Origin of the sequence: Acinetobacter sp. 8I-beige (assembly GCF_902505955.1) — a bacterium.
In the GTDB taxonomy this organism is placed as follows: Bacteria; Pseudomonadota; Gammaproteobacteria; order Pseudomonadales; family Moraxellaceae; genus Acinetobacter; species Acinetobacter johnsonii.
Window position 1 is genome coordinate 849734 of the sequence record NZ_LR732792.1, and the last position, 25243, is coordinate 874976.

The following is a 25243-nucleotide window of genomic DNA, read 5'->3' on the forward strand; positions in this document are numbered from 1 at the left end:
AGACTGAATGGCTCAATTTTTTATTCATCGCCCCATCTTTGCGTGGGTGATTGCACTGGTGATTATGTTGGCGGGTATTCTCACGCTGACAAAAATGCCAGTTGCCCAATATCCGACGATTGCACCGCCCACGGTGACGATCTCTGCAACTTATCCGGGTGCTTCTGCACAGACTGTTGAAAACACGGTCACTCAGATCATTGAACAACAAATGAATGGTCTGGATGGTCTACGTTATATCTCTTCAAACAGTGCGGGTAATGGTCAAGCGTCTATTAACTTGAACTTTGAACAAGGCATCGATCCTGATATTGCTCAAGTTCAAGTACAGAACAAACTGCAATCGGCAACGGCGCTTTTACCTGAAGATGTACAACGTCAAGGTGTAAAAGTCACCAAGTCTGGTGCGAGCTTTATGCAGGTTCTTGCATTTTACTCTCCAGATGGAAGCCTATCTGCGTCAGACATTAAAGACTATGTAAACTCAAACATCTCTGAACCGCTTAGCCGTGTTGCGGGTGTGGGTGAACTTCAAGTCTTTGGTGGTTCATACGCAATGCGTATTTGGCTAGACCCTGCCAAAATGACCAGCCTACAAGTGACACCAACTGATATTGCAGCTGCGATTAATGCGCAAAACTCGCAAGTGGCGGTAGGTCAGTTAGGCGGTGCACCATCTGTGCAAGGTCAAGTGCTGAACGCAACAGTGAATGCTCAAAGCATGTTGCAAACCCCTGAACAATTTAGAAATATTTTTCTAAAAAATACAGCTTCAGGTGCTCAAGTTCGCTTGGGTGATGTTGCGCGTGTTGAACTCGGCTCAGATAACTATCAATTTGACTCTAAATTTAATGGTAAAGCTGCGGGCGGTGTTGCCATTAAACTGGCAACAGGCGCTAATGCACTAGATACTGCTGCTGCCGTTGAAGAACGTTTAAATGAACTACGAAAAAACTATCCAGATGGTTTAAAAGATCAACTGGCTTATGACACCACACCATTTATTAAGCTATCGATTGAAAGTGTTGTACACACATTAATTGAAGCTGTCGTGTTGGTGTTCATTGTCATGTTCTTATTCTTACAGAACTGGCGTGCTACGGTTATTCCAACATTGGCTGTTCCAGTGGTTGTCTTGGGTACATTTGCTGTCATTAACATCTTCGGTTTCTCAATCAACACGCTCACCATGTTTGCGATGGTCTTGGCCATTGGTCTTCTGGTCGATGATGCGATTGTTGTGGTGGAAAACGTCGAACGTGTCATGCAAGAAGAACACCTCGACCCTGTGGCTGCGACCGAAAAATCAATGCAACAGATTTCTGGTGCCTTGGTCGGTATTACCAGTGTGTTAACCGCAGTATTCGTACCGATGGCATTCTTTGCGGGGACAACGGGTGTTATTTATCGTCAGTTCTCGATTACGCTGGTTACCGCAATGATTTTGTCACTGATCGTGGCATTAACCTTCACCCCTGCCCTGTGTGCAACCTTGTTAAAACAACATGATGCAAACAAGCCAGAAAGTAATAATATTTTTGCGCGATTCTTCCGTTGGTTTAACAGTAGCTTTGAAAAAGTTGCCGTGAAATACCAAGGTGGTGTCAACCGTATGACTCACCATAAAATATTCTCTGGTGTGGTTTATCTATTGGTGCTTGCAGGATTATTCGGTCTGTATAAAGCCTTACCTTCTTCATTCTTACCAGATGAAGACCAAGGCGTCGTCATGACTTTAGTTCAGCTTCCACCAAGTGCAAGCCTTGAACGTACAGACAAAGTCGTGTCTAGCATGACGGATTATTTCCTGAATAAAGAAAAAGAGCATGTAGAGTCGATCTTTACAGTTTCTGGTTTCTCGTTCACAGGTGTCGGTCAAAATGCGGGTCTTGCCTTTATTAAACTGAAGGACTGGAGTGAGCGTACGACACCTGAGTCGCAAATTGGTGCCATCATTCAGCGCGGCATGTCATTGAACATGATTAAAGATGCGTCTTACATCATGCCATTACAGTTACCTGCAATGCCTGAGTTAGGTGTATCGGCTGGTTTTGACATCCAGTTGAAAGATGCAAGTGGCCAAGGTCATGAGAAATTGATTGCTGCACGTAATGCTATTTTAGGTATGGCTGCACAAGACAAACGTCTTGCAGGCGTCCGTCCTAATGGTCAAGAAGATACACCTCAGTACCAAATCAACATTGATCAAGCGCAAGCGGGTGCAATGGGTGTGAGTATTGCGGATATAAATACAACCATGAGCATGGCTTGGGGTGGTACTTATATCAATGACTTCGTTGACCGTGGCCGTGTGAAAAAGGTATATGTCCAAGGTGAAGCGAATACACGGATGATGCCTGAAGACTTGAACAAGTGGTATGTGCGCAATAGCAGTGGCACGATGGTTCCTTTCTCAGCGTTTGCAACAGGCGAATGGACTTATGGTTCACCACGTCTAGAGCGTTATAACGGTGTATCTTCTGTGAACATCCAAGGTACTCCAGCACCGGGCGTAAGTTCGGGTGATGCGATGCTCGCGATGGAAGAAATCATTGCCAAGTTACCATCTATGGGCTTACAAGGTTTCGACTATGAATGGACAGGTTTATCTTTAGAGGAACGTGATTCGGGCAATCAAACAGGTCCGCTCCTTGTTCTTTCAATGCTCATCGTCTTCTTATGTCTTGCCGCATTGTATGAAAGCTGGTCTATCCCTGTTTCAGTATTGCTAGTTGTACCACTCGGTATTCTTGGTGCATTTGCATTGACATGGTTAGGTATGATCATTAAGGGCGATCCAAACTTGTCGTTTAACATCTACTTCCAAGTTGCGATTGTTGCCGTGATTGGTCTTTCTGCGAAAAATGCGATCTTGATCGTAGAGTTTGCAAAAGAGTTGCAAGAACAAGGTGAAGACTTGTTTGATGCAACCCTTCATGCTGCAAAAATGCGTTTACGCCCAATTATCATGACCACCCTTGCTTTCGGTTTTGGTGTCCTTCCGCTTGCCCTTTCAACAGGCGCTGGTGCAGGTAGTCAACACTCGGTAGGCTTTGGTGTCCTTGGTGGTGTAATTAGTTCTACACTGTTGGGTATTTTCTTCATTCCAGTATTCTTTGTTTGGATTCGTAGTATTTTCAAATACAAACCTAAGAAACAAAATAATCAGGAGCAAACATCGTGATGCAAAAAGTATGGTCTATTTCAGGTCGTAGCATTGCGGTATCTGCACTTGCGCTTGCTTTGACTGCATGTCAAAGCATGCGTGGTCCAGAACCCGTCGCTCAAGCGGATATCCCAACAGGATATATTGGTTCAACGACAGGTCCATCTGTTGCAGAACAAGGCTATAAAGACTTTTTTGCTGATCAGCGTTTAGTCCAAGTCATCGAGTTAGCATTAGCCAATAACCGTGACCTCCGTACGGCGACTTTAAATATTCAACGTGCTCAGCAAGCGTATCAAATTAGCGAAAACAACCAACTGCCAACCATTGGTGCAAGTGGTAGTGTACTTCGCCAAGATACGCTCAGTAGCAACAAACCCATGACAACCTATAATGTTGGCCTTGGCGTAACTGCGTATGAGTTAGACTTTTGGGGTCGTGTTCGTAGCTTAAAAGACAATGCATTAGACAGCTATTTGGCGACTCAAAGTGCACGTGATGCAACACAAATTTCGTTGATTGGTCAGGTTGCACAAGCATGGCTGAGCTATTCGTTTGCCAATGCCAACTTAAAACTAGCAGACCAAACCTTAAAAGCACAGCTTGAATCATACAATCTGAACAAAAAACGTTTTGATGTCGGTATCGATAGCGAAGTCCCTGTACGTCAAGCGCAAATTTCGGTTGAAACCGCACGTAATGACGTTGCGAACTACAAGACTCAACTTGCACAAGCACAGAACTTACTCAACCTGTTGGTGGGTCAGCCTGTTCCTGCAAACTTATTGTCTCCTCAACCTGTGAAACGCATTACCCAAAGTACGGCGTTGACAGCGGGCTTGCCAAGCGACTTGTTAAATAACCGTCCTGATGTCCGTGCTGCGGAATATCAATTGTCTGCTGCGGGTGCCAACATTGGTGCGGCAAAAGCACAGTTGTACCCAACCATCAGCTTAACAGGCACAGCGGGTTATGCATCGACAGATTTAAGCGATTTGTTTAAATCAGGTGCTTTTGTATGGTCACTTGGCCCAAGCTTGGATATTCCAATCTTTGACTGGGGCACACGTCGTGCCAATGTGAAGATTTCAGAAACTGACCAAAAAATTGCGTTGTCAGATTATGAAAAAACCATTCAAACCGCTTTCCGCGAAGTGAATGATGCCTTGGCAGTACGTGAAAATATTGGTGACCGTCTAGCAGCGCAACGTCGTCTGGTAGATGCAACCAACACCACCTATAAGCTTTCAACGGCCCGCTTCCGTGCAGGTATCGATAACTACCTGACTGTACTTGATGCACAGCGTACATCGTACTCGGCGGAACAAGGGTTGTTATTGCTTGAACAAGCAAACTTAAACAACCAAGTTGAAGTGTATAAAACCCTCGGTGGCGGAGTAAAAGCCAATACGTCTGATCAAGTGGTGAAACAACCTTCATCTTCAGATGTGAAATACAACAAAACAGCAAACTAAGGTTTGCAACATCAAAAGCTCACTTAGGTGGGCTTTTTTATTGCTTTTTGCTGGGCTTTTTCCTATCTTCAAAGATAATCAAATCATTTGAATATTGAACATTATGCTTTTAAGTAACCTTGAGTCTGTTCCTGGACATACCATTTCTCAACAACTGGATGTGGTCTATGGCAGTACGGTTCGAAGTAAACATGTCGGGCGCGACTTTTTGGCAGGGTTAAAAAATATTGTCGGTGGTGAACTCACCGCCTATACCGAGCTTTTAGAAGAATCCCGCCAAGAAGCCATGAATCGTATGATTGCAAAAGCACAAGGCTTAGGGGCCAATGCCATTGTAGGTATTCGTTTTTCAACCTCAAATATTGCCCAAGGTGCATCTGAGTTATTTGTTTATGGCACTGCAGTCCGTGTCACACCGTTAGACAACCATCTCCCCGATCCATTTCCAACACAGGCCTAAGCAATGGAAAGTTTAGTTTTCCAACTGCTGATCTTTGCGGTGCTCTTTAGCGTCGGTTTTGGCTTTGGTCGCTACAATGAACGTAAACATTTGGCGGAGCTTGAACAGAATGAGAAGCGTCTTGCCTACATTACCGTGGGTAATTTACGCAAAGTAAGCTTCGAGCAGTCTGGGCACATGATCAGTAGCAATGTTGTGATTTCTCATGATTATTTCAAATATGTATTGGCGACCGTGCAAAACTTTTTGGGGGGTAGACTCACCAGCTATGAAAGTGTCGTCGATCGTGCCCGTCGTGAAGCCATCGTCCGACTCAAACTTGAAGCGGAAAAGCACGGCGCAACGCATATTGCTTGTATGCGCCTGGCGACCACAGAAATGGGCATGCAAGGCGGTATGGTCGAAGTCTTTGCTTATGGGACTGCCATTCAAAATCCTTAAACAGCGACTATTGAACAATCATCCATTCACTAAACTCAAACAGCATGAGCGTTCAAAATAGCTCATGCTCGCTCACCTTCTATCGTACATTCGGACGGTAGATTGCTCACTAGAGCATAATTCTCTACACTGAACACAATAAAAATGGACATTACCTACACTGTAAATAGGTCACAGATAATGAAATCTTTAGCACTAAAAATAAGTATGGCTGTACTCAGCATGATTCCACTTGTAGCCAAAGCTGAATTAATTGTACTGGCATCCCCTCAAAGTAATGATGCTTACTATGCAAAAATGATTGATGATATTTTTGATTTTCACGTCGATTATGCAAAAAAAATTATTAAAAACGGAGACAATGTCGTTGTTCTGACGGACAAACACCTCTACCCCGACTATGTCAAAGCCTTGGGCAAAAAGCATGTGGCAATCGCACCGATGCATGACATTTGGATGCGCGACTTCACCAGTGCCAACCCAGCTCAACCCGTCATGTTCCGCTACACGGCGGCAGGACAAGGTGGCGCTAAAAAAGGTCAGGCCATTTCAGATGAAGTGCAAGACGAATTTAAATACTACAGCCAAAAGGCTGGCTTACAGTTTACGCAAAGCAAACTGTTGAATGATGGCGGAAACTGGGTGGAAGATGGTTATGGCAATGTCGTCCTCAGCACCAAATTCCTAGCGGATAACAAGCTCACCGAAAGCGAAGCCCGTAAGAAACTCATGGCATTGACGGGTGCAAAGCAGATTGCGTTCATTGAAGCCGATGAACAAGGGGGCTTGGAACATGCCGATGGCGTAGTCAGCTTTGTCGACCAAAATACCTTGGTGATTAACTCCTACCCTGAAGATCCCGACTATGCCAAGCAACTCAAAGCAGATTTAAAGCGCGGTATTCCCAATGTTAAAATTCGTGAAATCATCACCCCTTATGATGGCAGCGAAATTTACGATGAAAAATTTGGTTCTGCATGTGGCCTATACACCAATATGTTGGTCACGCCTGAACGGATTTACTTCCCGCAATTTGGGATTAAAGAAGATGCTGTCGCGTTACAGCAAATTCGTAGCGTAACCAAACGTACTGTTGTTCCAGTACAGTCTTCTAATGTCTGTCATATGGGCGGCGGTGTGCGTTGTATGTCTTGGCAAGTGCGTGGAAAAAATGCGGAATTGTTCTTAAATTATTTAAATAAAATCAGTAAGTAGTGCAGCGGTGTTCCCCCCTATCAAAACATGGGGGGATGGGATATGTGAACATCATGATCCTAAAAGGCAGGTGGAAGAGACGTTCCTCCTGCCTTTTTCAATTTACTTCACTTTCATCTTACGAATCATTTTATACAACGTGGTAGGCGATAAACGAGACACCATAACCCCCATTTTCTCTTTGCGACCGCCGACTACGATGTATTCTTCACCTTTAAGCAATGCACTCACCACCGTTTGCGCAAAAATATCGGGTTCTAAACCATTTTCAATTGCTTCATCTTGATGACCCTGCGGTTTACCTTCGCCATTTAAAGCATTAAACGAAACATTGGTTTTAACAAAGCCTGGGAAAATCACCGATACGTCCACCCCCTCATTGGCCACTTCAGCACGCAGGCTATTTGCCCACATATGAATGGCCGCTTTGGCTGCTGAATAACTGGCACGGTACTGTGTCCCCAATAGCCCTGCAACACTCGAAACAAAAGCAATACGGCCAGATTTTTGCGCTAAAAAAGTCGGTAGAACAGTTTTGGTTAAAAACACTTGTGAGAAATAATCCACTTCCATAATTGCACGTTCAGTCTGCATGCTGGTGTCAGCAATCAAGGCTCTCTGGCTTAAACCCGCATTATTAATCAACCAATCAATTCGACCTTTTTTCTGTAGCACTTGCTCATAGGCATGGCGAACTTGAGCTTCGTCGGTAATGTCCGCACAAATGGAAATGTGTTGATCTGGATTCAGCAGTCCGACACGAACTTTCTCGAGTTCGTCAAAACGTCTTGCCGTGAGTACGACCTCAGCACCCTGTAAAGCACATTCTTTGGCTAGTGCTTCACCTAACCCTGAAGATGCCCCCGAGATCCATACCACTTTAGCGTCTAAACTGTTTAACTGTGCCATGTCCTTATTGCCTCATACCGAAGTTTTATTTGCAGATTGATCATTTAAAAAAGTCAGGAAATGATCAAAATATTGACTCATCATCTGCGCATCATAGATACGCCCTAACTTATCAAAACGTTTATAGCCCAACTGGGTCGTCAAGTTAATCACCCCATTCAGTGTTTTATCGACCACCAGATTAAATTTAAGCATTTTTTTGGGTTCACGAACCAAACTGGTCACCCCTTGATCGACAATTTGTGTAAACACCTTCAAAGCTGGAGCAACATAACTGTTATTGCCCTTTTCCATCTGTTCCGCACAACCCAAAAGTTCGGTAACTAAGGTTTTTTCGACTGGGTAGCTTAAAAAATGCATGCTCTCGGTGTCATACATCATTTGCTCTAGATAATTCACCATTGGAATTAGACGGTCATTTGAAAAAAACGACACGGACCACGGCATGTACTTACGCATAGTGTCTACAATGTGCTGAATAATTTTCTCGGACTCCCCATCACCTGAGGTAGACAAACGCGCAAGATCGCCAAAGACTTGATCAATCACTTCACATGAAATATCCGCTAAAACCTCACCCAAAGGTTTGGCAAGGCTTTGGCTTTCGCCGGCATTAAGCTGTTGATGAATGTGTGCAAAACGTTGGTGAGTTTCAGGTTTTAATTTTAATGATATTTGATAAGTCATAGTGATCCCCCCTTTTTTGATTTTTACTGCGAACAAAGCGCACTCTAGGCTTAGACACATCATAAAGTGCTCTGCATCATGTCGCAATTGCTAGATCAACGCATTTGCTTTACATGCCCCCATTTGCGATTTCTTTGCTACAATAGATGAAATTTTTTATCTACTTTTGAACTGTTTGAACTATGACTGATTCAGCGCAAAATATCGCTACAACTTACGATCCGACCGAGATCGAGAAAAAATGGTACCAAACTTGGGAAGAACGTGGCTATTTCAAGCCCTCTGAAAAAGGTGAGTCATTTTGTATCATGATTCCGCCGCCAAACGTCACCGGTAGCTTGCACATGGGTCATGGTTTTAACAATGCCATTATGGATGCGTTAACCCGCTACAACCGTATGTCAGGTAAAAATACCTTATGGCAACCGGGTACAGACCATGCGGGTATTGCCACGCAAATGGTGGTTGAGCGTCAGTTGGGTGCTCAAGGTGTGAGTCGTCATGACCTTGGTCGTGAAAAATTCATCGAAAAAATCTGGGAATGGAAAGAGCAATCAGGCGACACTATCACCCGTCAGATCCGTCGTTTAGGTTCTTCAGTCGACTGGTCGCGTGAACGCTTCACCATGGATGAAGGTCTATCCAATGCAGTCAAAGAAGTGTTCGTTAAACTGCACGAAGACGGTTTGATTTACCGTGGCAAACGTTTAGTAAACTGGGATCCAAAATTACAAACTGCCCTTTCTGACCTTGAAGTTGAGTCGGATAAAGAAGAAGCAGGTTCACTGTGGCACTTCAAATATTTCTTTGAAGATAAAAACCTCCGTACCCATGATGACAAAGACCATATTGTTGTAGCGACCACACGTCCTGAAACCTTGTTAGGTGATACCGCAGTTGCTGTGGCACTTGATGATGAACGCTATACGCACCTTGTTGGCCAGAACATCATTTTGCCAATTACAGGTCGTGCTGTTCCAATCGTGAAAGATGAATATGTTGATAAAGAATTCGGTACAGGCTGTGTGAAAATCACCCCTGCGCACGACTTTAACGACTATGAAGTCGGTAAGCGTTGTGAACTCCCAATCATCAACATCTTCAATAAAAATGCAGAAGTGTTGGCTGAGTTTGAATACATCGCGAAAGCGGGCGAGCAAATTTCTAAAACCATCCCTGCTCCTGCGGACTACATTGGTTTAGAGCGTTTTGAAGCACGTAAAAAACTGGTTGAACAAGCGGAAGCAGAAGGTTGGTTAGACCAAATTCAACCCTATACCTTGAAACCACCTCGCGGTGACCGTTCAGGCGTAATCGTTGAGCCATTATTGACGGATCAATGGTATGTAAAAATTGCACCATTGGCGCAACCTGCCATTGAAGCGGTTCAAGACGGTCGTATTAAGTTTGTTCCTGAACAGTACAGCAACATGTACATGGCGTGGATGAACAACATCCAAGACTGGTGTATCTCTCGTCAACTTTGGTGGGGTCACCGTATCCCTGCTTGGTACGATGCTGAAGGCAACATCTATGTGGGTCGTGACGAAGCGGAAGTCCGTGCGAAAAACAACATCCCTGCTGATGTTGCGCTTAGCCAAGACGAAGACGTACTCGACACATGGTTCTCTTCTGCGCTGTGGACCTTCTCAACCCTTGGTTGGACTGGCGATGCCAAGAAAGATGCGGAAAACTATTTCCTCAATACTTTCCATCCAACGGATGTATTGGTGACTGGTTTTGACATCATCTTCTTCTGGGTTGCTCGTATGATTATGTTTACGATGCACTTCATGAAGAATGAAGATGGTACGCCACAAGTCCCGTTTAAAACGGTATACGTTCACGGTCTAGTTCGTGATGGCGAAGGTCAAAAAATGTCGAAGTCTAAGGGCAACGTGCTTGACCCATTAGATTTGATTGACGGTGTTGACCTTGAGACCTTGGTACAAAAACGTACTACAGGTCTAATGAACCCGAAACAAGCAGCGAAGATTGAAAAATCAACCCGTAAAGAGTTCCCTGAAGGCATTCAAGCCTATGGTACGGACGCAGTGCGTTTCACCTTCTGTGCGCTTGCCAATACAGGTCGTGACATTAAGTTCGACATGAAGCGTGTTGAAGGTTACCGTAACTTTGCCAACAAAATCTGGAACGCAACCCGTTTCGTGATGATGAACTGTGAAGAGCAAGTGATTGGTACTGAAGTTCGTCAAGACCTTTGGGAATTGCCTGAACAGTGGATCGTGAGCCGCTTACAAAAAGCTGAAGCTGCGGTACAACAAGCCTTTGCAACTTACCGTTTAGACTTGGCTGCACAAGCGATTTATGAGTTCATTTGGAATGAATACTGTGACTGGTATGTCGAGCTGACCAAACCTGTTCTGAACGATGAAAATGTATCGGTTGAGCGTAAAGCTGAAGTTCGTCGTGTACTCCTTGCGGTAATGGAAGCTTCTTTACGTCTTGCACATCCGCTTATGCCGTATTTGACTGAAGAAATTTGGCAAACACTTGCACCAAAACTTGGTATTTCTGGCGAAACCATCATGTTGGCGCAATACCCTGTTGCCAACCCTGAGCGTGTAAACGAACAGGCTGAAGCAGATATGCAATGGCTTCAAGGTTTGATTGGTGCGGTGCGTAACATCCGTGGTGAAATGGGCTTAGGTAATGCACGTTTATTACCAGTGCTTCTACAAAACACAACGGAAGCTGAGAAAGCACAGATCACCCGTATTGAAGCGTTGTTTAAAGCCTTGGCGAAAGTAGAAAGCATTACGTTCTTGGCAGATGCTGAACAACCGCCATTGTCTTCTTCTTCTGTTGTTGGACATGTGTCTGTCTTTGTTCCGATGAAAGGTTTAATTGACCCGAAAGCGGAACTTGGTCGTTTACAGAAAGACTTAGACAAAGTACAAAAGCAGCATGACGTCATTGCAGGCAAACTTTCTAATGAAGGTTTTGTAGCGAAAGCACCTGCTGCTGTGGTTGAAGGTGAGAAAGTGAAACTGGCTGAGTTTGCTGACCAGTTAGTGAAGATTAAAGCGAATATGGAGCAGATTGCAGCGCTTTAAGGTGTTGTTAATTTGATTTTAAAACCCCTCCATTGAGGGGTTTTTTATTAAAAATCATAAATATATTTGATAATATGCACTTATTGAAATTTCAAAAAATACTTAGATATGACAACTACAGATAAATATGGATTTTCTGCCGACAGACCAATTAAAAGTTTGCAAGAGGATTTATTAGGTAGAGCCGATTTTTCTAAAAATTTAAGTGATGCTATTTCTCAATGGAAAGGTGATGATAGTTTAGTTATTGCTCTGCATGGGGATTGGGGTGCTGGAAAATCATCTATAAAAAATATGGCTTTAGCACATTCAAAACAACAAGCAAACTCTCCCACAATTATAGAATTTTCGCCTTGGGAATGGTCTGCTCAGGATAAGATTATTCAAGCTTTCTTTGATGAAATATCAAAATCTATCGGAAGAAAAAACTCCTCTCAAGAAGATCAAAATTTAGCAAACATATTCTCTAAATATGGTAATCATTTATCAACAGCTCACACTTTTCTCAAAGTGTGCTAATCTTGCTTTACCACTAATTGTAACTGCAATATTAAGTACTGGTGTAATTAGTAGTTACTTTACAGAAAATGCCCAATTACCAATACTAATTGCAACTATTACCTCTTTTATTACTTTAATTTTACCTGCAACTGAAAAAGGTGGTGAATTATTGGGGAAACTTTCTGAAAATTATGAAAAGAAAGCAAAGTTAAATGAACAGAATTTAACAGAAATTCGTGAAGAGCTTATAGAAGCTTTAAGTAAAAGGAAGACTCCACTTTTGATTGTTATGGATGATTTAGATCGTCTTACAACTACAGAATTACGGATGATCTTTCAGTTAATTAAAGCAAATACTGATTTTCCCAATGTAATATTTTTACTTTTATTTCAAAAAGATATTGTAGAAAATAAACTCACTGATAGTACTCAAGCTGGTGAGAATTATCTAGAAAAAATTATTCAAATTCCTTTTACAATTCCTCAAATTCAACTGAAACAAGTACATGAGGTCTTATTTAAATTACTAAATAATGTAATCAATAGTCACACTGACGCAGACAAAAAATTTGATAAAGAAAGATGGACTGAAATATATCATAATGGTTTTAAAAATTATTTTAATAATTTAAGAAATGTATATAGATTCAACTCAACTCTTTCTTTTAATTTTAATCTATTCAAAAATAATGATATTTTCGAAGCAGATCCAATAGATTTAATTGCTATTGAATGCTTAAGAGTATTTGAACCAACTGTCTATATAAAACTTTCGCAATCCAAGAGAGCTTTCACAACCTTAAGTTCTAGCTATGGTGATAATCAATCAGAAAAAGTAAAATACTTAAGAGTTATTGAAGATGTAATCAATAGTGCATCTGAAAAAAATAAAGAATCTGTTAAAAAAATTCTAACATCTCTTTTCCCTACGATTAGATGGATTATAAGCAACTATTATCATGATCATAGTTCATATCAGGAATGGTTCACTCAACTGAGAGTTTGTCATAAAGATCACTTTGATAAATATTTCAAACTGAGTTTTGATAGTGAAGATTTTTCTACATCAGATTTTATAAATTTCATCCAACTAACGGTTTCTAGAGAAAAACTTAAAGAAAAAATACTTGCCCTAGATGCCAGAAATGTATTGGAAGACTTCCTATCCAAATTTGAAGCCTATAGTAAACAGGTACCTCAAGAAAATTTTGAATCATATCTATATGCAATGTTAGACAGTGCTGATGGTATCAACAGCGAATCTAACCAATTTTTTGGCTTTTCATCGCAAACCTATTTATTTAGATTATCATTTTGGTGTTTAGAAAATATTCAGGATAAAAAAGAAAGAGCTACGCTTTTAAAAAAGTACATTAATCTAAATTCGAATTTTTCATTCATTAATTATTTTTTATTTAAAGAACAGAAAAACAGAGAGGAAAATCAAGAAATTTTACTAGATGATTCTGATTTTCAAGCACTCAAAAATGATTTTATTGTTCAATTAAATCGCTTCGCTAATTCATGTCCTGATAAATTAATTCAACATCATTCTTTCCTTTCATTGATGTACCGTTGGAAAGAATGGGAAAATTCTTCAATTGTATTAACTTGGTTTGAAACACAAACTCAAAATATTGAAGGAATATTAAAAGTACTTCAAAGTATGATTTTAGTTACTAGATCATCTAATGATTTTTATACTATCTCAAATATCAAAAAATACATAAAAGCTGATACAGTTGAAAACTTCTTAGACATTACACGCATATTAAATATTATTGACTCTACTAATACTTCTATTCTTTCAGACGAGGAAAAAGAATTAATAGAAATGTTGAGGAAAGGAATAGAAAATAAAGCAAACAATAGGGATGATGATTTAGATGACTAACCCTCTTCCTGAGGGAGAGGGAGCATTCTTTATTAATTTAATAGTTATTCGATACACAATGAAGTTCCCTCTCCTTCTAGGAGATGAGCAGCGCTGCTGCGCAAGGGGAAAAGTTACAACACCCCATGCCCCAACAACATCTCTACTCCACTCACCTTTTTCATATGCTTTAAACGTTCTTTTTCCCACTTCAACTGCTGTTTTAACTCAGCAGCATCCTTATCTATCACCTTATACACATCACTCATTTTGAGCTGTTTGGTGTTGGTATGACTACTCAAGTGAAAAGATGCAAAGATCTCCTCTAACTGGCTTTGCAAATTCTGACTCTGCGTTTCCAAAGACAACTGATAAAACTTGACTTGTTCAGAACTTAATGGCTTTGAGCTTAAGCCTTTATTGGTCTCTAGCTGTAACTGGAGTTTTAGTAAATAAAATAAATCCTGCTCTGCATAAGCTTCATTCACCTTCTGCAAAAGTTCAGTCTTATCCAACTTCTTCGCTTCATCAGGCTCACGGTCAGGGTGAATCATCGCGGTAATTTTTAAATACACGGTTTTCAGTGACTGCTCTGCCATTTTGGCTGCTTGCTCACGTTTTTCTTGTTGTTTTAACTGCTTGACACGTTCTCGTTCTGCTTCATATTGGGCAGAATCGTATTCATAATTTTCCCAGTCCACATCCACGTTTTGTTCTACCGTTTCAGCAAGGTTATGACTTTGTATTGAGTTTGCTTTGGTTTTCTTCGCGCGTATATGCTCTGCATGCTGCATATAGAAAGTATCAATTTTCTCTACCTGTTCTTTTTGCTCGGAAGTTAGCATCTGTGATTTTTTCAGCATCTTGGCTAAAGCGGCTATTTTGGTGTCAATCTGCACCAAGTCTGCTTTGCTAAAGCCATCGCTAGTCAAATGATTCCAAAGGGTATCAAGCTGTGTAAATAGAACCGTATGTAACTCTGTATAAACGGGCAAAAGCTTACTGCGCGTATAATTTTGAATGTCGGCTTGCGCATTTTTCCATGTCGCCAGTTCTTGTTTTTGTTGTTCAATACGCTCAATCAAACGATTTAATTTTTTCTGCTGCGGACTGAGTTGAGCCTCTGGCTGAGCCATCGTTTTTAACGCTGAAGACATAACCCATCCAACCCAGTACAAAAGAGAAATTATAGCGCGATCTGAGCGCACAAGCTGCGCTACTCTCTTTGAGCCAAGTTTAAAATCTGAGTGATTCAAATTTTGAGTGAAAAAATGCCCATCATTCGATGAGCCCTTTTATTGAGTGAAATAGCTTTACCAATAGTTTTCGACCGCAATATTTCCTTCACCACGGCGGTTCATGGTCAGACCACGTGCTTTTAATGCCTCTTTGGTGTCTTCGACCATTTGCGGGTTACCACACAGCATCACATGACTGGTTTCAGGGTTTAGACTTAAACCAACTGCTTTTTCCAAGTCACCATTTTCAATCAGTACAGGTAAGCGGTCATGTAGTGGCGCATGCGGATCACGGGTAATAATCGGCACAAATTTAAAGCCAGTATGGCCCTCACCAAAGGTCTCTGCAATTTCTTGAATGCGTGTTGCATAGGCCAGTTCAGAGGCTGTACGTACACTATAAACCAGTGTAATGCTTTCGTATTTCGACCACGTCTCAAAGTCTTGTAACATCGAAATAAAAGGTGCAAGCCCTGTCCCTGTGCCCAGTAACCATAAGTCTTTTGGTAATGGCAACTGATAACGCGCCAAGGTCAAAAAGCCGTATGGGATCTTTTCGAGGTAGATCTCATCATTAACTTTTAAGTGTTGTAAGTTCGAGGTAAATGCACCCTCAGGCACCACAATCGAAAAAAACTCTAAAGTTTCATCAAAGGGAGAGGACACCACTGAATACGCTCGAACCACCAATTCATCCCCCACTTTGATGCCAATACGGGCAAACTGTCCTGCGGTAAACTTAAAATGTGCAGGTCGCGTCATGGTGAAGCTAAAAAGTGTATTGGTCCAACGGTGTACGGATAAAACCTTTTCTAGGCTAAATTTTTCAATTGACATGATTTCAGCGTGGCATCAAAGACGTTGCTCATGTTAGCATGACCACATAATTTGTTAATATTTTTTAAATGTTAAGGCTATATTCATGCGCATGACTTTACGCCAGTTGGCGGTTTTTGTAGCAGTTGCTCAAGAAGGCACAGTAACCAAAGCCAGTGATGCGGTTCGACTCACCCAGAGTGCTGCGAGTATGGCTTTAGCAGATCTAGAGGACGGTTTAGGGGCTCCACTGTTTGACCGTCTAGGTAAGCGTCTTCAACTCAATGATTTGGGTCGTTTCCTACTGCCACAAGCTTTAGAAATTTTGGGTCGCTGTGATGCTTTCGAACAAGCCGCTAAAGGTGAGTTACAAAGCATTGATTTGCGTTTGGGTGCAACCCTGACCATCAGTGACTACCTCATGCCTGACCTGATGGCTGACTTCTTACAAATTCAGCCTCAAGCCCATTTACAGCTACAAGTCGGTAACACCCGTCAAATGATTGAGGCGGTGAATCAGTTCCAACTGGATTTGGCCTTGATTGAAGGCTCTTGTCACTTACCGCAATTACAATGTATCCACTGGCGTGACGATGAATTGGCCGTCTGCTGTGCACCAGATCATCCTTTGGCGCAGTTAAATCGCACGTTAACGCCTGAAGACTTTAAATCGGTCGAGTGGATCTTGCGTGAAGAAGGTTCAGGTACGCGTGAAGTGTTTGATAATGCTATTTTAAAAGACTTGCCTGATGCCAATATCCGTCTGACCTTGGGTCATAATGAAGCGATTTTAAAAATCGTGGCAGGTGGTTTAGGGATGTCATGTATTTCAAAACTGGCAACTGAACCTTTGCGAGAAAAAGGCCAGTTGGTGGTGCTTGATACTCCGTTTTGGTCTCTAACACGTCCACTATTCATGTTGGTACATCGTCAGAAATACCAAGGCCCAGGACTCAAAGCCTTTATGAAATTCTGCGAAAAATAAGTAAGTAAAAAGCACCCGAGGGTGCTTTTTTTATTTCCCAAATTGGCGCTCACAAGGCTCACCATCATTGTTCCCATCCATTTGGGTGTTTGGACAGTTTCTTAAGAAATAAACCGCTTCTTCATAGGAACGCATTTGGGAGCAATGGGTTCGTCCATCGCATTTAAACTGCCCTGTGCTGACAGGTAAACGACCATTTTGTTTATCAATACTTTGCGTCACGCGTTCAGAGCGTGGTTGATTGGTCTGATGCAGACCTGCATCTAAATTACGCTTCCCTTGCTCGGACAGGATTTGATCGGGCAACTTTCCTAAAGCTTTACGCTGTTCTTCTACAATCTGTTGCTGCTCGAGCATCAACTGTTCAGCTTTACGCTGTTTTTCTGCACTATAACTTTGATATTTCCCATAGGTCAAAAAGCCCAATACTACAACGATGATGATTCCAATCACGGTGATGATGGTACTTTTATGCCCTGCCTCATGGTAACGTGGTGAGGCTTGGGTACGTGCTTTTTTCTTATTTGGTGATGTCGTTGCTTTGCTTTCTGAGGACAGACCGAGCCGCTGGATATTCCCAGCCTTAAACTTGCCTTGGTCTTCTACAATCATAAACTGAAGCACTTCACCAATCTTAGGTTCAATGTTGTTCTGTGGCAAATCTTTGATATGAAAAAACACATCATCAATATCCCCTTCCACCTCAATGAAACCAAAACCACGTGAGGTACTAAAGCTTTTGATTTTTCCTTTCAGAAACATAATCTGCTCTATTCAACTGTATTTTTCGTATTGTAATCAATAAAAAAGAGGCTAAAAAGCCTCTTTGCTTCAAAATGCGAAGATTAATCTTTGCACCATTGAAGTCTGAATCAATGCTGACTTAGCGTCGAAAATTAGACAATAAATCTGTGGTAATCGATTTATTATGACTTGAGACTTTCGATTTCTTGGCTTTGGCAGAGTTGTCTTCAACCCGCTCAATTTTAATTGCTTTATAGCGATCGCCATTTTCAACCACATTAAACTTCACGCGTTCATTGCGTTTCGGCTCACCTGAGTCTGCAGGGAAATCCGAGATATGAAAAAATACGTCGCCTTCAGGTGAGGAAATAAAGCCAAAACCTTTGTCAGCGTTATATTGCTTAACTTTGCCTTGATATTGCTCGGCTTTCATAAACAGATCCTAATATGTACACGCTTTGTTGTAGTATATAAAAAAGAGGCTATAAAAGCCTCTTTTTGCTGGGGCTCAATCTTAATCTTTTTGAACTGAACCAAAGATTTTATCGCCCGCATCGCCTAGACCCGGCACGATATAACCATTGGCATTTAAGCCTTGGTCAATTGAAGCTGTGAAAATAGTGACATCTGGGTGCGCATCTAAAACACGTTTAATCCCTTCAGGCGCCGCAACCAACACCATCACACGAATGTCTTTACAGCCACTTGCTTTCAATACATCAATCGCAGCAACCAATGAAGAGCCCGTTGCAAGCATTGGGTCGATGATCATCGCTAAACGGTTTTGTACATCTGGAACTAATTTTTTGTAATAAGTACGTGCTTCAAGCGTTTCTTCATCACGCTCTAACCCTAGTACAGACACTTTAGCACTTGGAATCAAGTTTAAGAAACCATCTAACATGCCAATACCCGCACGTAAAATTGGCACAACCGTGATTTTTTTACCCACAATGCGGTCTACTGTTACTTTACCATTCCAACCATCAATTTCATGATCGCAAACAGGTAAATCTTTGGTCGCTTCATAGGTCAACAGCATAGTCACTTCTTGAGCCAGCTCACGGAAGTTTTTGGTGCTGATATCAGCACGACGAAGAAGACCAAGCTTATGACGAATCAGTGGATGACGAATTTCATGGATAGCCACGGGAGAGCACCTAAAAGGTAAAATAAAATTCCTTACATTATAAAGCTTTTTATCGTGCGATAAAAACAAAAAAGCCCCCAATTGATGGAGGCTTTTTTGTTAAAACGAAACGTTTTTAAAAATTAGTGCTGTTGAGAAAGCATAAAGTGGATTGGAGATAGAATCTCTGACTGGAGTGCTAACTTGATAATTGGATCTGGATAGATACCAATCACAAGCACTGCTGCCGCAGCTAAAAGCACCATAATACCACCCACTTTTTGGCCCCAATGATCCACAGCATCTACACGAGGTGCATCTGGTGGTGTCATGTACATGACAACCATCACACGGAGATAGTAGTACAGACCAATACCAGAACCAACGATGATCATCGCAGCAAGGAACCAGTGCTGAGTCGTTACGGCAGCCATGACCACAAGGAACTTACCAATGAAGCCCGCTGTCAATGGAATACCTGCAAGCGATAGCATCATCACGGTTAATACGGCAGTCAGCACTGGACGACGCCAGAATAGACCACGGTAGTCCGCTAGACTTTCTGCTTCGTCTACGTTGTTGTATGGACTAGACATCAATGCAACCGCACCGAACGCACCAATCGTAGTTAACACATAAGTGATCACATAGACCGATACGTTACCAAGGCTTGCATAAGTCATGCTGATTAAACCAATCAACAAGTAACCAAAGTGTGCAATTGAAGAGTATGCCAAGATACGTTTCAAGTTCACTTGTTTCACTGCAAGGAAGTTACCCACCAAGATCGATAATACCGCAATCACGGTTAAGATCGTGACGATTGAGTCAACAAGAATCGCACCTGAGGTTAGGATGTAACGTACAAACAAACCAATCGTCGCTACTTTTGCAGCTGTAGCAAGGAAAGTTGCGATCGGAGTTGGGGCACCTGCATAAACGTCTGGTGTCCATTTGTGGAATGGCGCTAAAGACAGTTTGAATGCCACAGCAAAAACAATCAGGCCTAAACCTAAAAGTACCATTGGCTGTTGGATGTTTTGCATTAACGCTTGAACATTGTCATAGAACGACATTGAACCTGTGTACGCGTAAATGTAAGCCATACCCATCAACAACATTGCCGAAGCTGTTGCTGAAAGCACCAGGTACTTCACCCCCGCTTCTAAAGACTTAGAGCGTTGGTGTGTATAGGCCAATAAGCCATATACAGGAATCGACATCAACTCAAGGCTAATGAAGAACGATGCATAGTGAGAGCTTGCCACCATTAACATTGCACCAGTCACTGATGACAACATTAAGATATACAGTTCTTCACGATTATCTTTATAGCTTTCAATATAGGCATGCGACAGAGTACAGCATGCCAAAGCAGCAATTAGAATAATCACTTGGTACAGCAAGGTGAACGCATCCACCATGAACATACCCATCACGTTCGCAGGTTTAAAAGCACCACCGAACATTGTGAATAGTACATATGCTGCTGCAAGGTTTAAGCCCACCACTGATGCTGTCGCAATTAAGTTATGGTTACGCTTAATTGCAGTAAGAATCATCACGACGATCGTTGTTAAAGCAACGATCATCACAGGAGCTAAAGGCATAAGCTCAGAAAATGACATTGTGAAGTTCATGACTTATTGCATCTCCACATTTTCGAGTTGAACAGTTGCTTGACTCGCAACGTCAACTACTTCTTGTACAGGAATGTAGCTGTTCGCTAACCACGCCATGCTTGAATTTGAAATATCAAGGAAGCTTTGTGGGTACAAACCAAGCCATAACAGACCGAAAGCACAGATTAACAAGATCACTACTTCACGCGCATTTAAGTCTTTCAATGGGTTGTTGTAGTGCTGCTGTTGTTCTTCGTTTGGCGTACCAAACAACGCTTTGTGGATCAGAATCAAGCCATAAAGACCTGCAAATACTAAGCTTACTGCTGCAAGAATAGTAAACACTGGAAATTTTGCATAAGAACCCATCAGGATCAGGAACTCACCAATGAAGTTACCTAGACCTGGAATACCTACAAGCGCCGCCACGAAGAACATGAGGAAGAATGCAAGATATGGGAACTGACCACGCATACCGCCCATCAAACGCATATCACGTGTATGAACACGCTCGTACACTTGACCACACATAATGAACAATGCAGCAGATGACAAGCCATGTGCCAACATCATGATCATCAAACCTTGGAAGGTTAAGATGTTACCTGCGTAAATCGCAAGTAAAACAAAGCCCATGTGTGAAATAGACGTATACGCAAGTAAACGTTTCATATCGGTTTGCTGGAAAGCACACCAAGCACCGTAGAAGATACCGATTAAACCGAAAATGATCGCGATGTCTGCAAACTGTGCAGAAGCCGCTGGGAAGAATGGAATCACAAAACGTAGTAAACCATATGCAGCCGTCTTAATTAAGATACCTGCAAGGTCAACCGAACCTGCTGTAGGGGCTTGCGCATGCGCATCTGGTAACCAGCCATGTAATGGGAAAACTGGAAGTTTTACCGCAAAACCGACGAATAAACACAGCATGAATGCAAAAGCAACAGCGGGTAATTCTTTGTCTAAAGTATTGGCTACAGCTAATAAATAGTTGTAATCAAAACCGATCATACCCGTCATCATGTAACCGTAAACCACAAGGCCTAGGATACCGATGAGCATGATAAGACCCGCTACTTGCGTGTAGAGGAAGAATTTGGTTGCAGCATAAACACGTGACTTACCTTCTGCTCCTTTATGACCCCAAAGTGCGATCAAGAAGTAGATAGGTACAAGCATCATCTCCCAGAAGAAGAAGAACAAGAACATGTCAATCGCTAAGAATACACCGATCACACCACCCAAAGACCATAAAAGGTTTAAGTGGAAGAAACCAACATTCTTTTGAATTTCACCCCAAGAACAGCCGACAGCCAACACACCTAAAAGTGCCGTTAAGCCCACCATTAATAGAGATAGACCATCCACAGCTAAGTGGATGTTAATGCCTAAAGTCTGAATCCATGGCAACATGAATTCAGCAGACCACGATGGCACTTTCGCGCCAAGTTCGTAGTTAAATGTACCTGTCTGCCATAGGGCAACAGTTAAGCCCAAAGTAATGAGCATACCCACTAACGCGATATAACGCGGCAGTTTGTCGTCGAGTTTGTCGACTAACCAACAAATAAAACCAGCAATGAACGGAACTAAGATCAGCGCGGGTAGAATCCAGTTGTTTGTGATTTCCATCTTATTTCCCCACGATCTGAGTGACGATCAAGACCATTAGTAATACAAAGATACCTAATGCCATGCTTGATGCGTAATCACGCAATGAACCCGTTTGACGTGAACTTGTGAAGCTGTGACCGCCTTTTACAAGTGCAGGCAAGACTAACCACAAGCGATCAATTGGATCACGACCTAAAATCTTCGCAATAAGCAAATATGGTTTCACAAAAACGATTTCATAAAGCGCATCGAAGCCCAGTGCATTACGACAAATGTTTGCAAGACCTGCACCCAATGACGTTTTTGCAAAGCCTTTCACTGCGCTATAAGCAAACGCAAACAAGACCACACCAATCACTAAACCAACCGACGCAATACCCACAGCAGTCCATTCAGCGCTATGCATGCCATGTTCTAAAGCTTCAGGAATCACAAATGCTGGAATTTTTGCTGCATTTAAAATGCTTTCCACAGGTGCTTTAAGTGCCGCACCGACGAAAGTTGAAAGTACAGCAAGAATTGCCAAAGGCCCCCAGAAGGTAATGCCTTTAATCGCATGATACGGCGTATTTTCTTTACCAAAGAACACAACCCAAATGAGGCGGAATGTGTAAATCGACGTTAAGAAAGCACCAGCTACACCCACCCAGTACAATGAGTTATACACTGCGATTGATTCGCCTTGTACCCAAACTGCGCCCAAGATCGCGTCTTTCGAGAAGAAGCCCACGGTGAAGTATGGAATCGCGGCCAATGCACCGCCACCAATGGCGAAACAAGCAAATAGGAATTTGTTCTTGTAGAACAAACCGCCCATCTTGAAGATGTTTTGTTCGTGGTGGTAAGCCAAAATCACTGCACCTGAAGACAAGAACAATAATGCCTTGAAGAATGCGTGAGTCAGCATGTGGAACAGGCCTGCTTGGTAAGCTTCAGCACCCACAGCCATAAACATATAACCCAGCTGACTCATCGTTGAGTAAGCCAAAATACGTTTGATATCGGTTTGAACCAATGCAGCAAAACCAGCCACCAACAACGTTACCGCACCAGTGATTGAGATAAACATCATCACTTCAGGGGCCATTTCAAACACGGTGTACATACGGCAGCACAGGTAAACACCTGCAGTTACCATCGTTGCAGCGTGGATCAATGCAGATACAGGAGTAGGACCTGCCATTGCATCGGCCAACCATGTTTGTAATGGGATCTGTGCAGATTTACCTGCAGCACCCAAGAACAACATCAGTGCTGTCCAAATGGTTAAAGATGAACTTTGTGTCATCACTGTTGGTGCAGCTGCAACCACTTCTGCAATGTTTAAAGTACCGAACTGTTGGTAAATTAAGAACAAAGCGATCAGTAAGAAAACGTCACCGACACGTGTTACGGTGAATGCTTTAATTGCTGCAAAACCATTTGCAGGATTTTGGTAGTAGTAACCAATCAGCAAGTAAGAGCATAGACCTACGCCTTCCCAACCTAAGAACAATAACGCTAAGTTATCGCCTAATACGAGCAGCAACATGCTGGCAACGAACAAGTTGAAATAAGAGAAGAAACGCGCGAAGTCTTCTTCACCACGCATATACCATGATGCAAAGATGTGAATAAGGAAACCCACACCTGTCACCATACCCATCATGAGCAGTGATAAACCGTCAAGATGTAAGCTAATGCCTGGGCTTAGGTTGCCAACATTGAACCATGTCCAAAGATGTTGAACATAAGTCACTTTGCCATTATTAACAAAGTCTAGACCAGCGATCAAAGCAACCAATGCAGAAAGGCCAACCGCTCCCACACCAATAATGGCAGCGACATTTTCAGGAAGCTTGTTGCGACCTGCCGCTAAAAGGACAAAACCAATGAGCGGGAATAATACTGTTAAATATAAAAAACTCATCCGCGCATCTCACTAGCAGCATCCACATCCAAGTGATGGAAGCGATGGTAGAACTGAAGGACGATCGCAAGACCAATACAAGCCTCTGCCGCAGCAAGCGTTAAGATCAGAATAAACATGATTTGTCCGTCTGGTTGTACCCATGCACTACCAGCCAAAACAAACGCAAGCGCAGCTGCGTTCATCATGATTTCAAGGCTCATTAACATAAATAATAGATTGCGTCGCACCATCACACCGTAAAAACCCAGTGCAAAAAGAATGGTTGCAACAATCAAACCATGTTCTAAAGGGATGTTGCCCATTATTGTTTGTCCTCTTCTGCACCTGGTTCACGTTTGCCAAGATGGAATGCTGCAACCAACGCAGCAAGCAATAACATGGCAGCAACTTCAACCAATAATAAATAGTGAGTAAAGAGTGCTTGGCCAACGACTTTTGGACCCACAACTTCAGTACCCATAACAGGGCCAGCCGCTGTGTAGTCAGAGCCGAGCATCCACACCAACACCAAGCCCATTAAGAAGCTCATGAGTGCTGGATAGGCCCAAGCAGACGATGTTAACCATTTACGCTCTTGTTCAACAGTGTGTTGACCAAGGTTTAACATCATCACTACGAATACGAATAACACCATGATCGCGCCTGCATAGACGATGATCTCAAGCGCGCCAGCAAATGGCGCACCCACGATCATAAACATGCCTGCAACTGCAAGAAGTGACACGATCAAGCTTAATAAAGCGTGTACAGGATTCGCGTTGGTCACAACACGAATCGTAGAAACGATGGCCACAAGTGCCATCAAATAAAATGGCCACATCATGGTAATAAGCTCCGTACATCAACTGGTGCGCTTTCACGCTGCGCTTGACCTTTGTCTTTTCCAGTTACAGCCATACCTGTTACACGGTAGAAGTTGTAGTCTGGGTATTTACCAGGACCTGAAATGAGTAAGTTTTCTTTCTCATATACCAAGTCTTGACGAACGTATTCACCCAACTCGAAATCTGGAGTCATTTGAATTGCAGTCGTCGGACATGCTTCTTCACACATACCGCAGAAAATACAGCGTGAGAAGTTGATACGGAAAAACTCCGGATACCAACGACCATCTTCTTTTTCTGCTTTTTGTAGTGAAATACAGCCAACAGGACATGCAACTGCACATAAGTTACACGCAACACAACGTTCTTCACCATCTGGGTCACGTGTTAACACGATACGACCACGGAAACGTGGTGGAACAATTTGTTCGGCTGGCACTTCTGGGTAAAGAATGGTGTCACGTTTACGTGTCACGTGTGAGAAAACCATCCACAGTGAACGTACGATTGACCCGAACCCAGCTAGAATTTTATACATTTTATTCTCCCTGC

General features: G+C 42.4%; 22 protein-coding genes. 9 read left to right on the forward strand and 13 right to left on the reverse strand.

Annotated elements, in window-relative coordinates:
• The first annotated feature begins 7 nt into the window (after nucleotides 1-7).
• The 5 genes from GVX98_RS14445 to GVX98_RS14465 all read left to right on the forward strand — a co-directional run bounded on the left by GVX98_RS14445 (nucleotide 8) and on the right by GVX98_RS14465 (nucleotide 6757).
• Nucleotides 8-3184 carry an efflux RND transporter permease subunit gene (locus tag GVX98_RS14445; protein WP_159128470.1) on the forward strand — a complete coding sequence of 1059 codons (3177 nt, stop codon included), beginning with the start codon at nucleotides 8-10 and terminating at the stop codon, nucleotides 3182-3184.
• Nucleotides 3184-4641: a multidrug efflux RND transporter AdeIJK outer membrane channel subunit AdeK gene (gene adeK / locus GVX98_RS14450; protein WP_159128730.1), complete on the forward strand. Its 1458-nt coding sequence runs from the start codon at nucleotides 3184-3186 to the stop codon at nucleotides 4639-4641. The genes GVX98_RS14445 and adeK overlap by 1 nt, the downstream gene beginning before the upstream one ends.
• A 103-nt stretch (nucleotides 4642-4744) precedes the next feature.
• Nucleotides 4745-5101, forward strand: a complete 357-nt coding sequence (locus GVX98_RS14455; protein WP_010327337.1) for a YbjQ family protein — start codon at nucleotides 4745-4747, stop codon at nucleotides 5099-5101.
• A 3-nt stretch (nucleotides 5102-5104) separates the two neighbouring features.
• A complete protein-coding gene (locus GVX98_RS14460) occupies nucleotides 5105-5542 on the forward strand; it encodes a YbjQ family protein (protein ID WP_159128471.1) in 438 nt (145 codons plus the stop codon).
• A gap of 180 nt (nucleotides 5543-5722) precedes the next feature.
• On the forward strand, nucleotides 5723-6757 hold the full coding sequence (locus GVX98_RS14465) for an agmatine deiminase family protein (RefSeq protein WP_159128472.1): 1035 nt from the start codon (nucleotides 5723-5725) through the stop codon (nucleotides 6755-6757).
• A gap of 102 nt (nucleotides 6758-6859) precedes the next feature.
• Here the strand turns inward: GVX98_RS14465 and GVX98_RS14470 are convergent, their stop codons facing one another.
• The gene (locus GVX98_RS14470; protein ID WP_159128473.1) at nucleotides 6860-7666 is read right to left on the reverse strand and encodes an SDR family NAD(P)-dependent oxidoreductase; all 807 of its coding nucleotides are present in this window, start codon (nucleotides 7664-7666) and stop codon (nucleotides 6860-6862) included.
• 12 nt (nucleotides 7667-7678) lie between these two features.
• Nucleotides 7679-8353, reverse strand: a complete 675-nt coding sequence (locus tag GVX98_RS14475) for a hypothetical protein (RefSeq protein WP_004982886.1) — start codon at nucleotides 8351-8353, stop codon at nucleotides 7679-7681.
• A gap of 182 nt (nucleotides 8354-8535) precedes the next feature.
• On the opposite strand from GVX98_RS14475, the gene GVX98_RS14480 reads away from it, so the two are divergent.
• The 3 genes from GVX98_RS14480 (at nucleotide 8536) to GVX98_RS14490 (ending at nucleotide 13825) form a co-directional block, all read left to right on the forward strand.
• Nucleotides 8536-11430 carry a valine--tRNA ligase gene (locus GVX98_RS14480; RefSeq protein WP_159128474.1) on the forward strand — a complete coding sequence of 965 codons (2895 nt, stop codon included), beginning with the start codon at nucleotides 8536-8538 and terminating at the stop codon, nucleotides 11428-11430.
• Nucleotides 11431-11538: 108 nt separating this feature from the next.
• Nucleotides 11539-11949: a P-loop NTPase fold protein gene (locus tag GVX98_RS14485; protein ID WP_159128475.1), complete on the forward strand. Its 411-nt coding sequence runs from the start codon at nucleotides 11539-11541 to the stop codon at nucleotides 11947-11949.
• Nucleotides 11903-13825, forward strand: coding sequence for a P-loop NTPase fold protein (locus GVX98_RS14490; RefSeq protein ID WP_159128476.1), 1923 nt, complete (start codon nucleotides 11903-11905; stop codon nucleotides 13823-13825). The genes GVX98_RS14485 and GVX98_RS14490 overlap by 47 nt, the downstream gene beginning before the upstream one ends.
• Before the next feature lie 113 nt (nucleotides 13826-13938).
• On the opposite strand, the gene GVX98_RS14495 is transcribed toward GVX98_RS14490, so the two are convergent.
• Together GVX98_RS14495 and GVX98_RS14500 are read right to left on the reverse strand one after the other, a co-directional pair.
• Nucleotides 13939-14961 carry a molecular chaperone DnaJ gene (locus GVX98_RS14495; RefSeq protein ID WP_159128477.1) on the reverse strand — a complete coding sequence of 341 codons (1023 nt, stop codon included), beginning with the start codon at nucleotides 14959-14961 and terminating at the stop codon, nucleotides 13939-13941.
• Between the two features lie 156 nt (nucleotides 14962-15117).
• Nucleotides 15118-15879 carry a ferredoxin--NADP reductase gene (locus GVX98_RS14500; RefSeq protein ID WP_058870135.1) on the reverse strand — a complete coding sequence of 254 codons (762 nt, stop codon included), beginning with the start codon at nucleotides 15877-15879 and terminating at the stop codon, nucleotides 15118-15120.
• 85 nt (nucleotides 15880-15964) lie between these two features.
• Here GVX98_RS14500 and gigC point away from each other — a divergent pair, with 85 nt between their 5' ends.
• Entirely contained in the window at nucleotides 15965-16843 is an 879-nt protein-coding gene (gene gigC, locus GVX98_RS14505; protein WP_010327351.1) for a LysR family transcriptional regulator GigC, read from the forward strand.
• Between the two features lie 30 nt (nucleotides 16844-16873).
• Here gigC and GVX98_RS14510 read toward each other — a convergent pair whose 3' ends face one another.
• The 9 genes from GVX98_RS14510 to nuoI form a co-directional block, all read right to left on the reverse strand.
• A complete protein-coding gene (locus GVX98_RS14510; protein WP_159128478.1) occupies nucleotides 16874-17605 on the reverse strand; it encodes a cold shock domain-containing protein in 732 nt (243 codons plus the stop codon).
• Nucleotides 17606-17726: 121 nt separating this feature from the next.
• Entirely contained in the window at nucleotides 17727-18020 is a 294-nt protein-coding gene (locus GVX98_RS14515; protein ID WP_005400349.1) for a cold shock domain-containing protein, read from the reverse strand.
• An 81-nt stretch (nucleotides 18021-18101) separates the two neighbouring features.
• Complete coding sequence (gene upp / locus GVX98_RS14520) at nucleotides 18102-18737, reverse strand: uracil phosphoribosyltransferase (protein ID WP_058870138.1); 636 nt, start codon at nucleotides 18735-18737, stop codon at nucleotides 18102-18104.
• A gap of 122 nt (nucleotides 18738-18859) precedes the next feature.
• On the reverse strand, nucleotides 18860-20356 hold the full coding sequence (nuoN, locus tag GVX98_RS14525) for an NADH-quinone oxidoreductase subunit NuoN (RefSeq protein ID WP_005400347.1): 1497 nt from the start codon (nucleotides 20354-20356) through the stop codon (nucleotides 18860-18862).
• Nucleotides 20357-20359: 3 nt separating this feature from the next.
• Nucleotides 20360-21967, reverse strand: a complete 1608-nt coding sequence (nuoM, locus tag GVX98_RS14530; protein WP_171065421.1) for an NADH-quinone oxidoreductase subunit M — start codon at nucleotides 21965-21967, stop codon at nucleotides 20360-20362.
• A gap of 7 nt (nucleotides 21968-21974) precedes the next feature.
• Nucleotides 21975-23864 carry an NADH-quinone oxidoreductase subunit L gene (nuoL, locus tag GVX98_RS14535; protein ID WP_004982908.1) on the reverse strand — a complete coding sequence of 630 codons (1890 nt, stop codon included), beginning with the start codon at nucleotides 23862-23864 and terminating at the stop codon, nucleotides 21975-21977.
• Nucleotides 23861-24169, reverse strand: a complete 309-nt coding sequence (gene nuoK / locus GVX98_RS14540; RefSeq protein ID WP_004695395.1) for an NADH-quinone oxidoreductase subunit NuoK — start codon at nucleotides 24167-24169, stop codon at nucleotides 23861-23863. Before nuoK ends, nuoL begins: the two co-directional genes overlap by 4 nt.
• Nucleotides 24169-24687, reverse strand: coding sequence for an NADH-quinone oxidoreductase subunit J (gene nuoJ / locus GVX98_RS14545; protein WP_171056751.1), 519 nt, complete (start codon nucleotides 24685-24687; stop codon nucleotides 24169-24171). Before nuoJ ends, nuoK begins: the two co-directional genes overlap by 1 nt.
• On the reverse strand, nucleotides 24687-25229 hold the full coding sequence (gene nuoI / locus GVX98_RS14550) for an NADH-quinone oxidoreductase subunit NuoI (protein ID WP_004651038.1): 543 nt from the start codon (nucleotides 25227-25229) through the stop codon (nucleotides 24687-24689). The genes nuoJ and nuoI overlap by 1 nt, the downstream gene beginning before the upstream one ends.
• Nucleotides 25230-25243: the final 14 nt, after the last annotated feature.

Excerpts from the sequence above, each read along its gene's own strand:
- nuoJ (WP_171056751.1), bottom strand. The coding sequence starts at position 24,687 with ATGTGGCCATTTTATTTGATGGCACTTGTGGCCATCGTTTCTACGATT.
- GVX98_RS14470 (WP_159128473.1), bottom strand. The coding sequence starts at position 7,666 with ATGGCACAGTTAAACAGTTTAGACGCTAAAGTGGTATGGATCTCGGGG.
- gigC (WP_010327351.1), top strand. The coding sequence starts at position 15,965 with ATGCGCATGACTTTACGCCAGTTGGCGGTTTTTGTAGCAGTTGCTCAA.
- nuoL (WP_004982908.1), bottom strand. The coding sequence starts at position 23,864 with ATGAGTTTTTTATATTTAACAGTATTATTCCCGCTCATTGGTTTTGTC.
- nuoK (WP_004695395.1), bottom strand. The coding sequence starts at position 24,169 with ATGGGCAACATCCCTTTAGAACATGGTTTGATTGTTGCAACCATTCTT.
- GVX98_RS14510 (WP_159128478.1), bottom strand. The coding sequence starts at position 17,605 with ATGTTTCTGAAAGGAAAAATCAAAAGCTTTAGTACCTCACGTGGTTTT.
- GVX98_RS14445 (WP_159128470.1), top strand. The coding sequence starts at position 8 with ATGGCTCAATTTTTTATTCATCGCCCCATCTTTGCGTGGGTGATTGCA.
- GVX98_RS14515 (WP_005400349.1), bottom strand. The coding sequence starts at position 18,020 with ATGAAAGCCGAGCAATATCAAGGCAAAGTTAAGCAATATAACGCTGAC.
- GVX98_RS14455 (WP_010327337.1), top strand. The coding sequence starts at position 4,745 with ATGCTTTTAAGTAACCTTGAGTCTGTTCCTGGACATACCATTTCTCAA.
- GVX98_RS14480 (WP_159128474.1), top strand. The coding sequence starts at position 8,536 with ATGACTGATTCAGCGCAAAATATCGCTACAACTTACGATCCGACCGAG.
- nuoN (WP_005400347.1), bottom strand. The coding sequence starts at position 20,356 with ATGAACTTCACAATGTCATTTTCTGAGCTTATGCCTTTAGCTCCTGTG.
- GVX98_RS14495 (WP_159128477.1), bottom strand. The coding sequence starts at position 14,961 with ATGTCTTCAGCGTTAAAAACGATGGCTCAGCCAGAGGCTCAACTCAGT.
- adeK (WP_159128730.1), top strand. The coding sequence starts at position 3,184 with ATGCAAAAAGTATGGTCTATTTCAGGTCGTAGCATTGCGGTATCTGCA.
- GVX98_RS14460 (WP_159128471.1), top strand. The coding sequence starts at position 5,105 with ATGGAAAGTTTAGTTTTCCAACTGCTGATCTTTGCGGTGCTCTTTAGC.
- GVX98_RS14465 (WP_159128472.1), top strand. The coding sequence starts at position 5,723 with ATGAAATCTTTAGCACTAAAAATAAGTATGGCTGTACTCAGCATGATT.
- GVX98_RS14490 (WP_159128476.1), top strand. The coding sequence starts at position 11,903 with ATGGTAATCATTTATCAACAGCTCACACTTTTCTCAAAGTGTGCTAAT.
- GVX98_RS14485 (WP_159128475.1), top strand. The coding sequence starts at position 11,539 with ATGACAACTACAGATAAATATGGATTTTCTGCCGACAGACCAATTAAA.
- nuoI (WP_004651038.1), bottom strand. The coding sequence starts at position 25,229 with ATGTATAAAATTCTAGCTGGGTTCGGGTCAATCGTACGTTCACTGTGG.
- GVX98_RS14500 (WP_058870135.1), bottom strand. The coding sequence starts at position 15,879 with ATGTCAATTGAAAAATTTAGCCTAGAAAAGGTTTTATCCGTACACCGT.
- GVX98_RS14475 (WP_004982886.1), bottom strand. The coding sequence starts at position 8,353 with ATGACTTATCAAATATCATTAAAATTAAAACCTGAAACTCACCAACGT.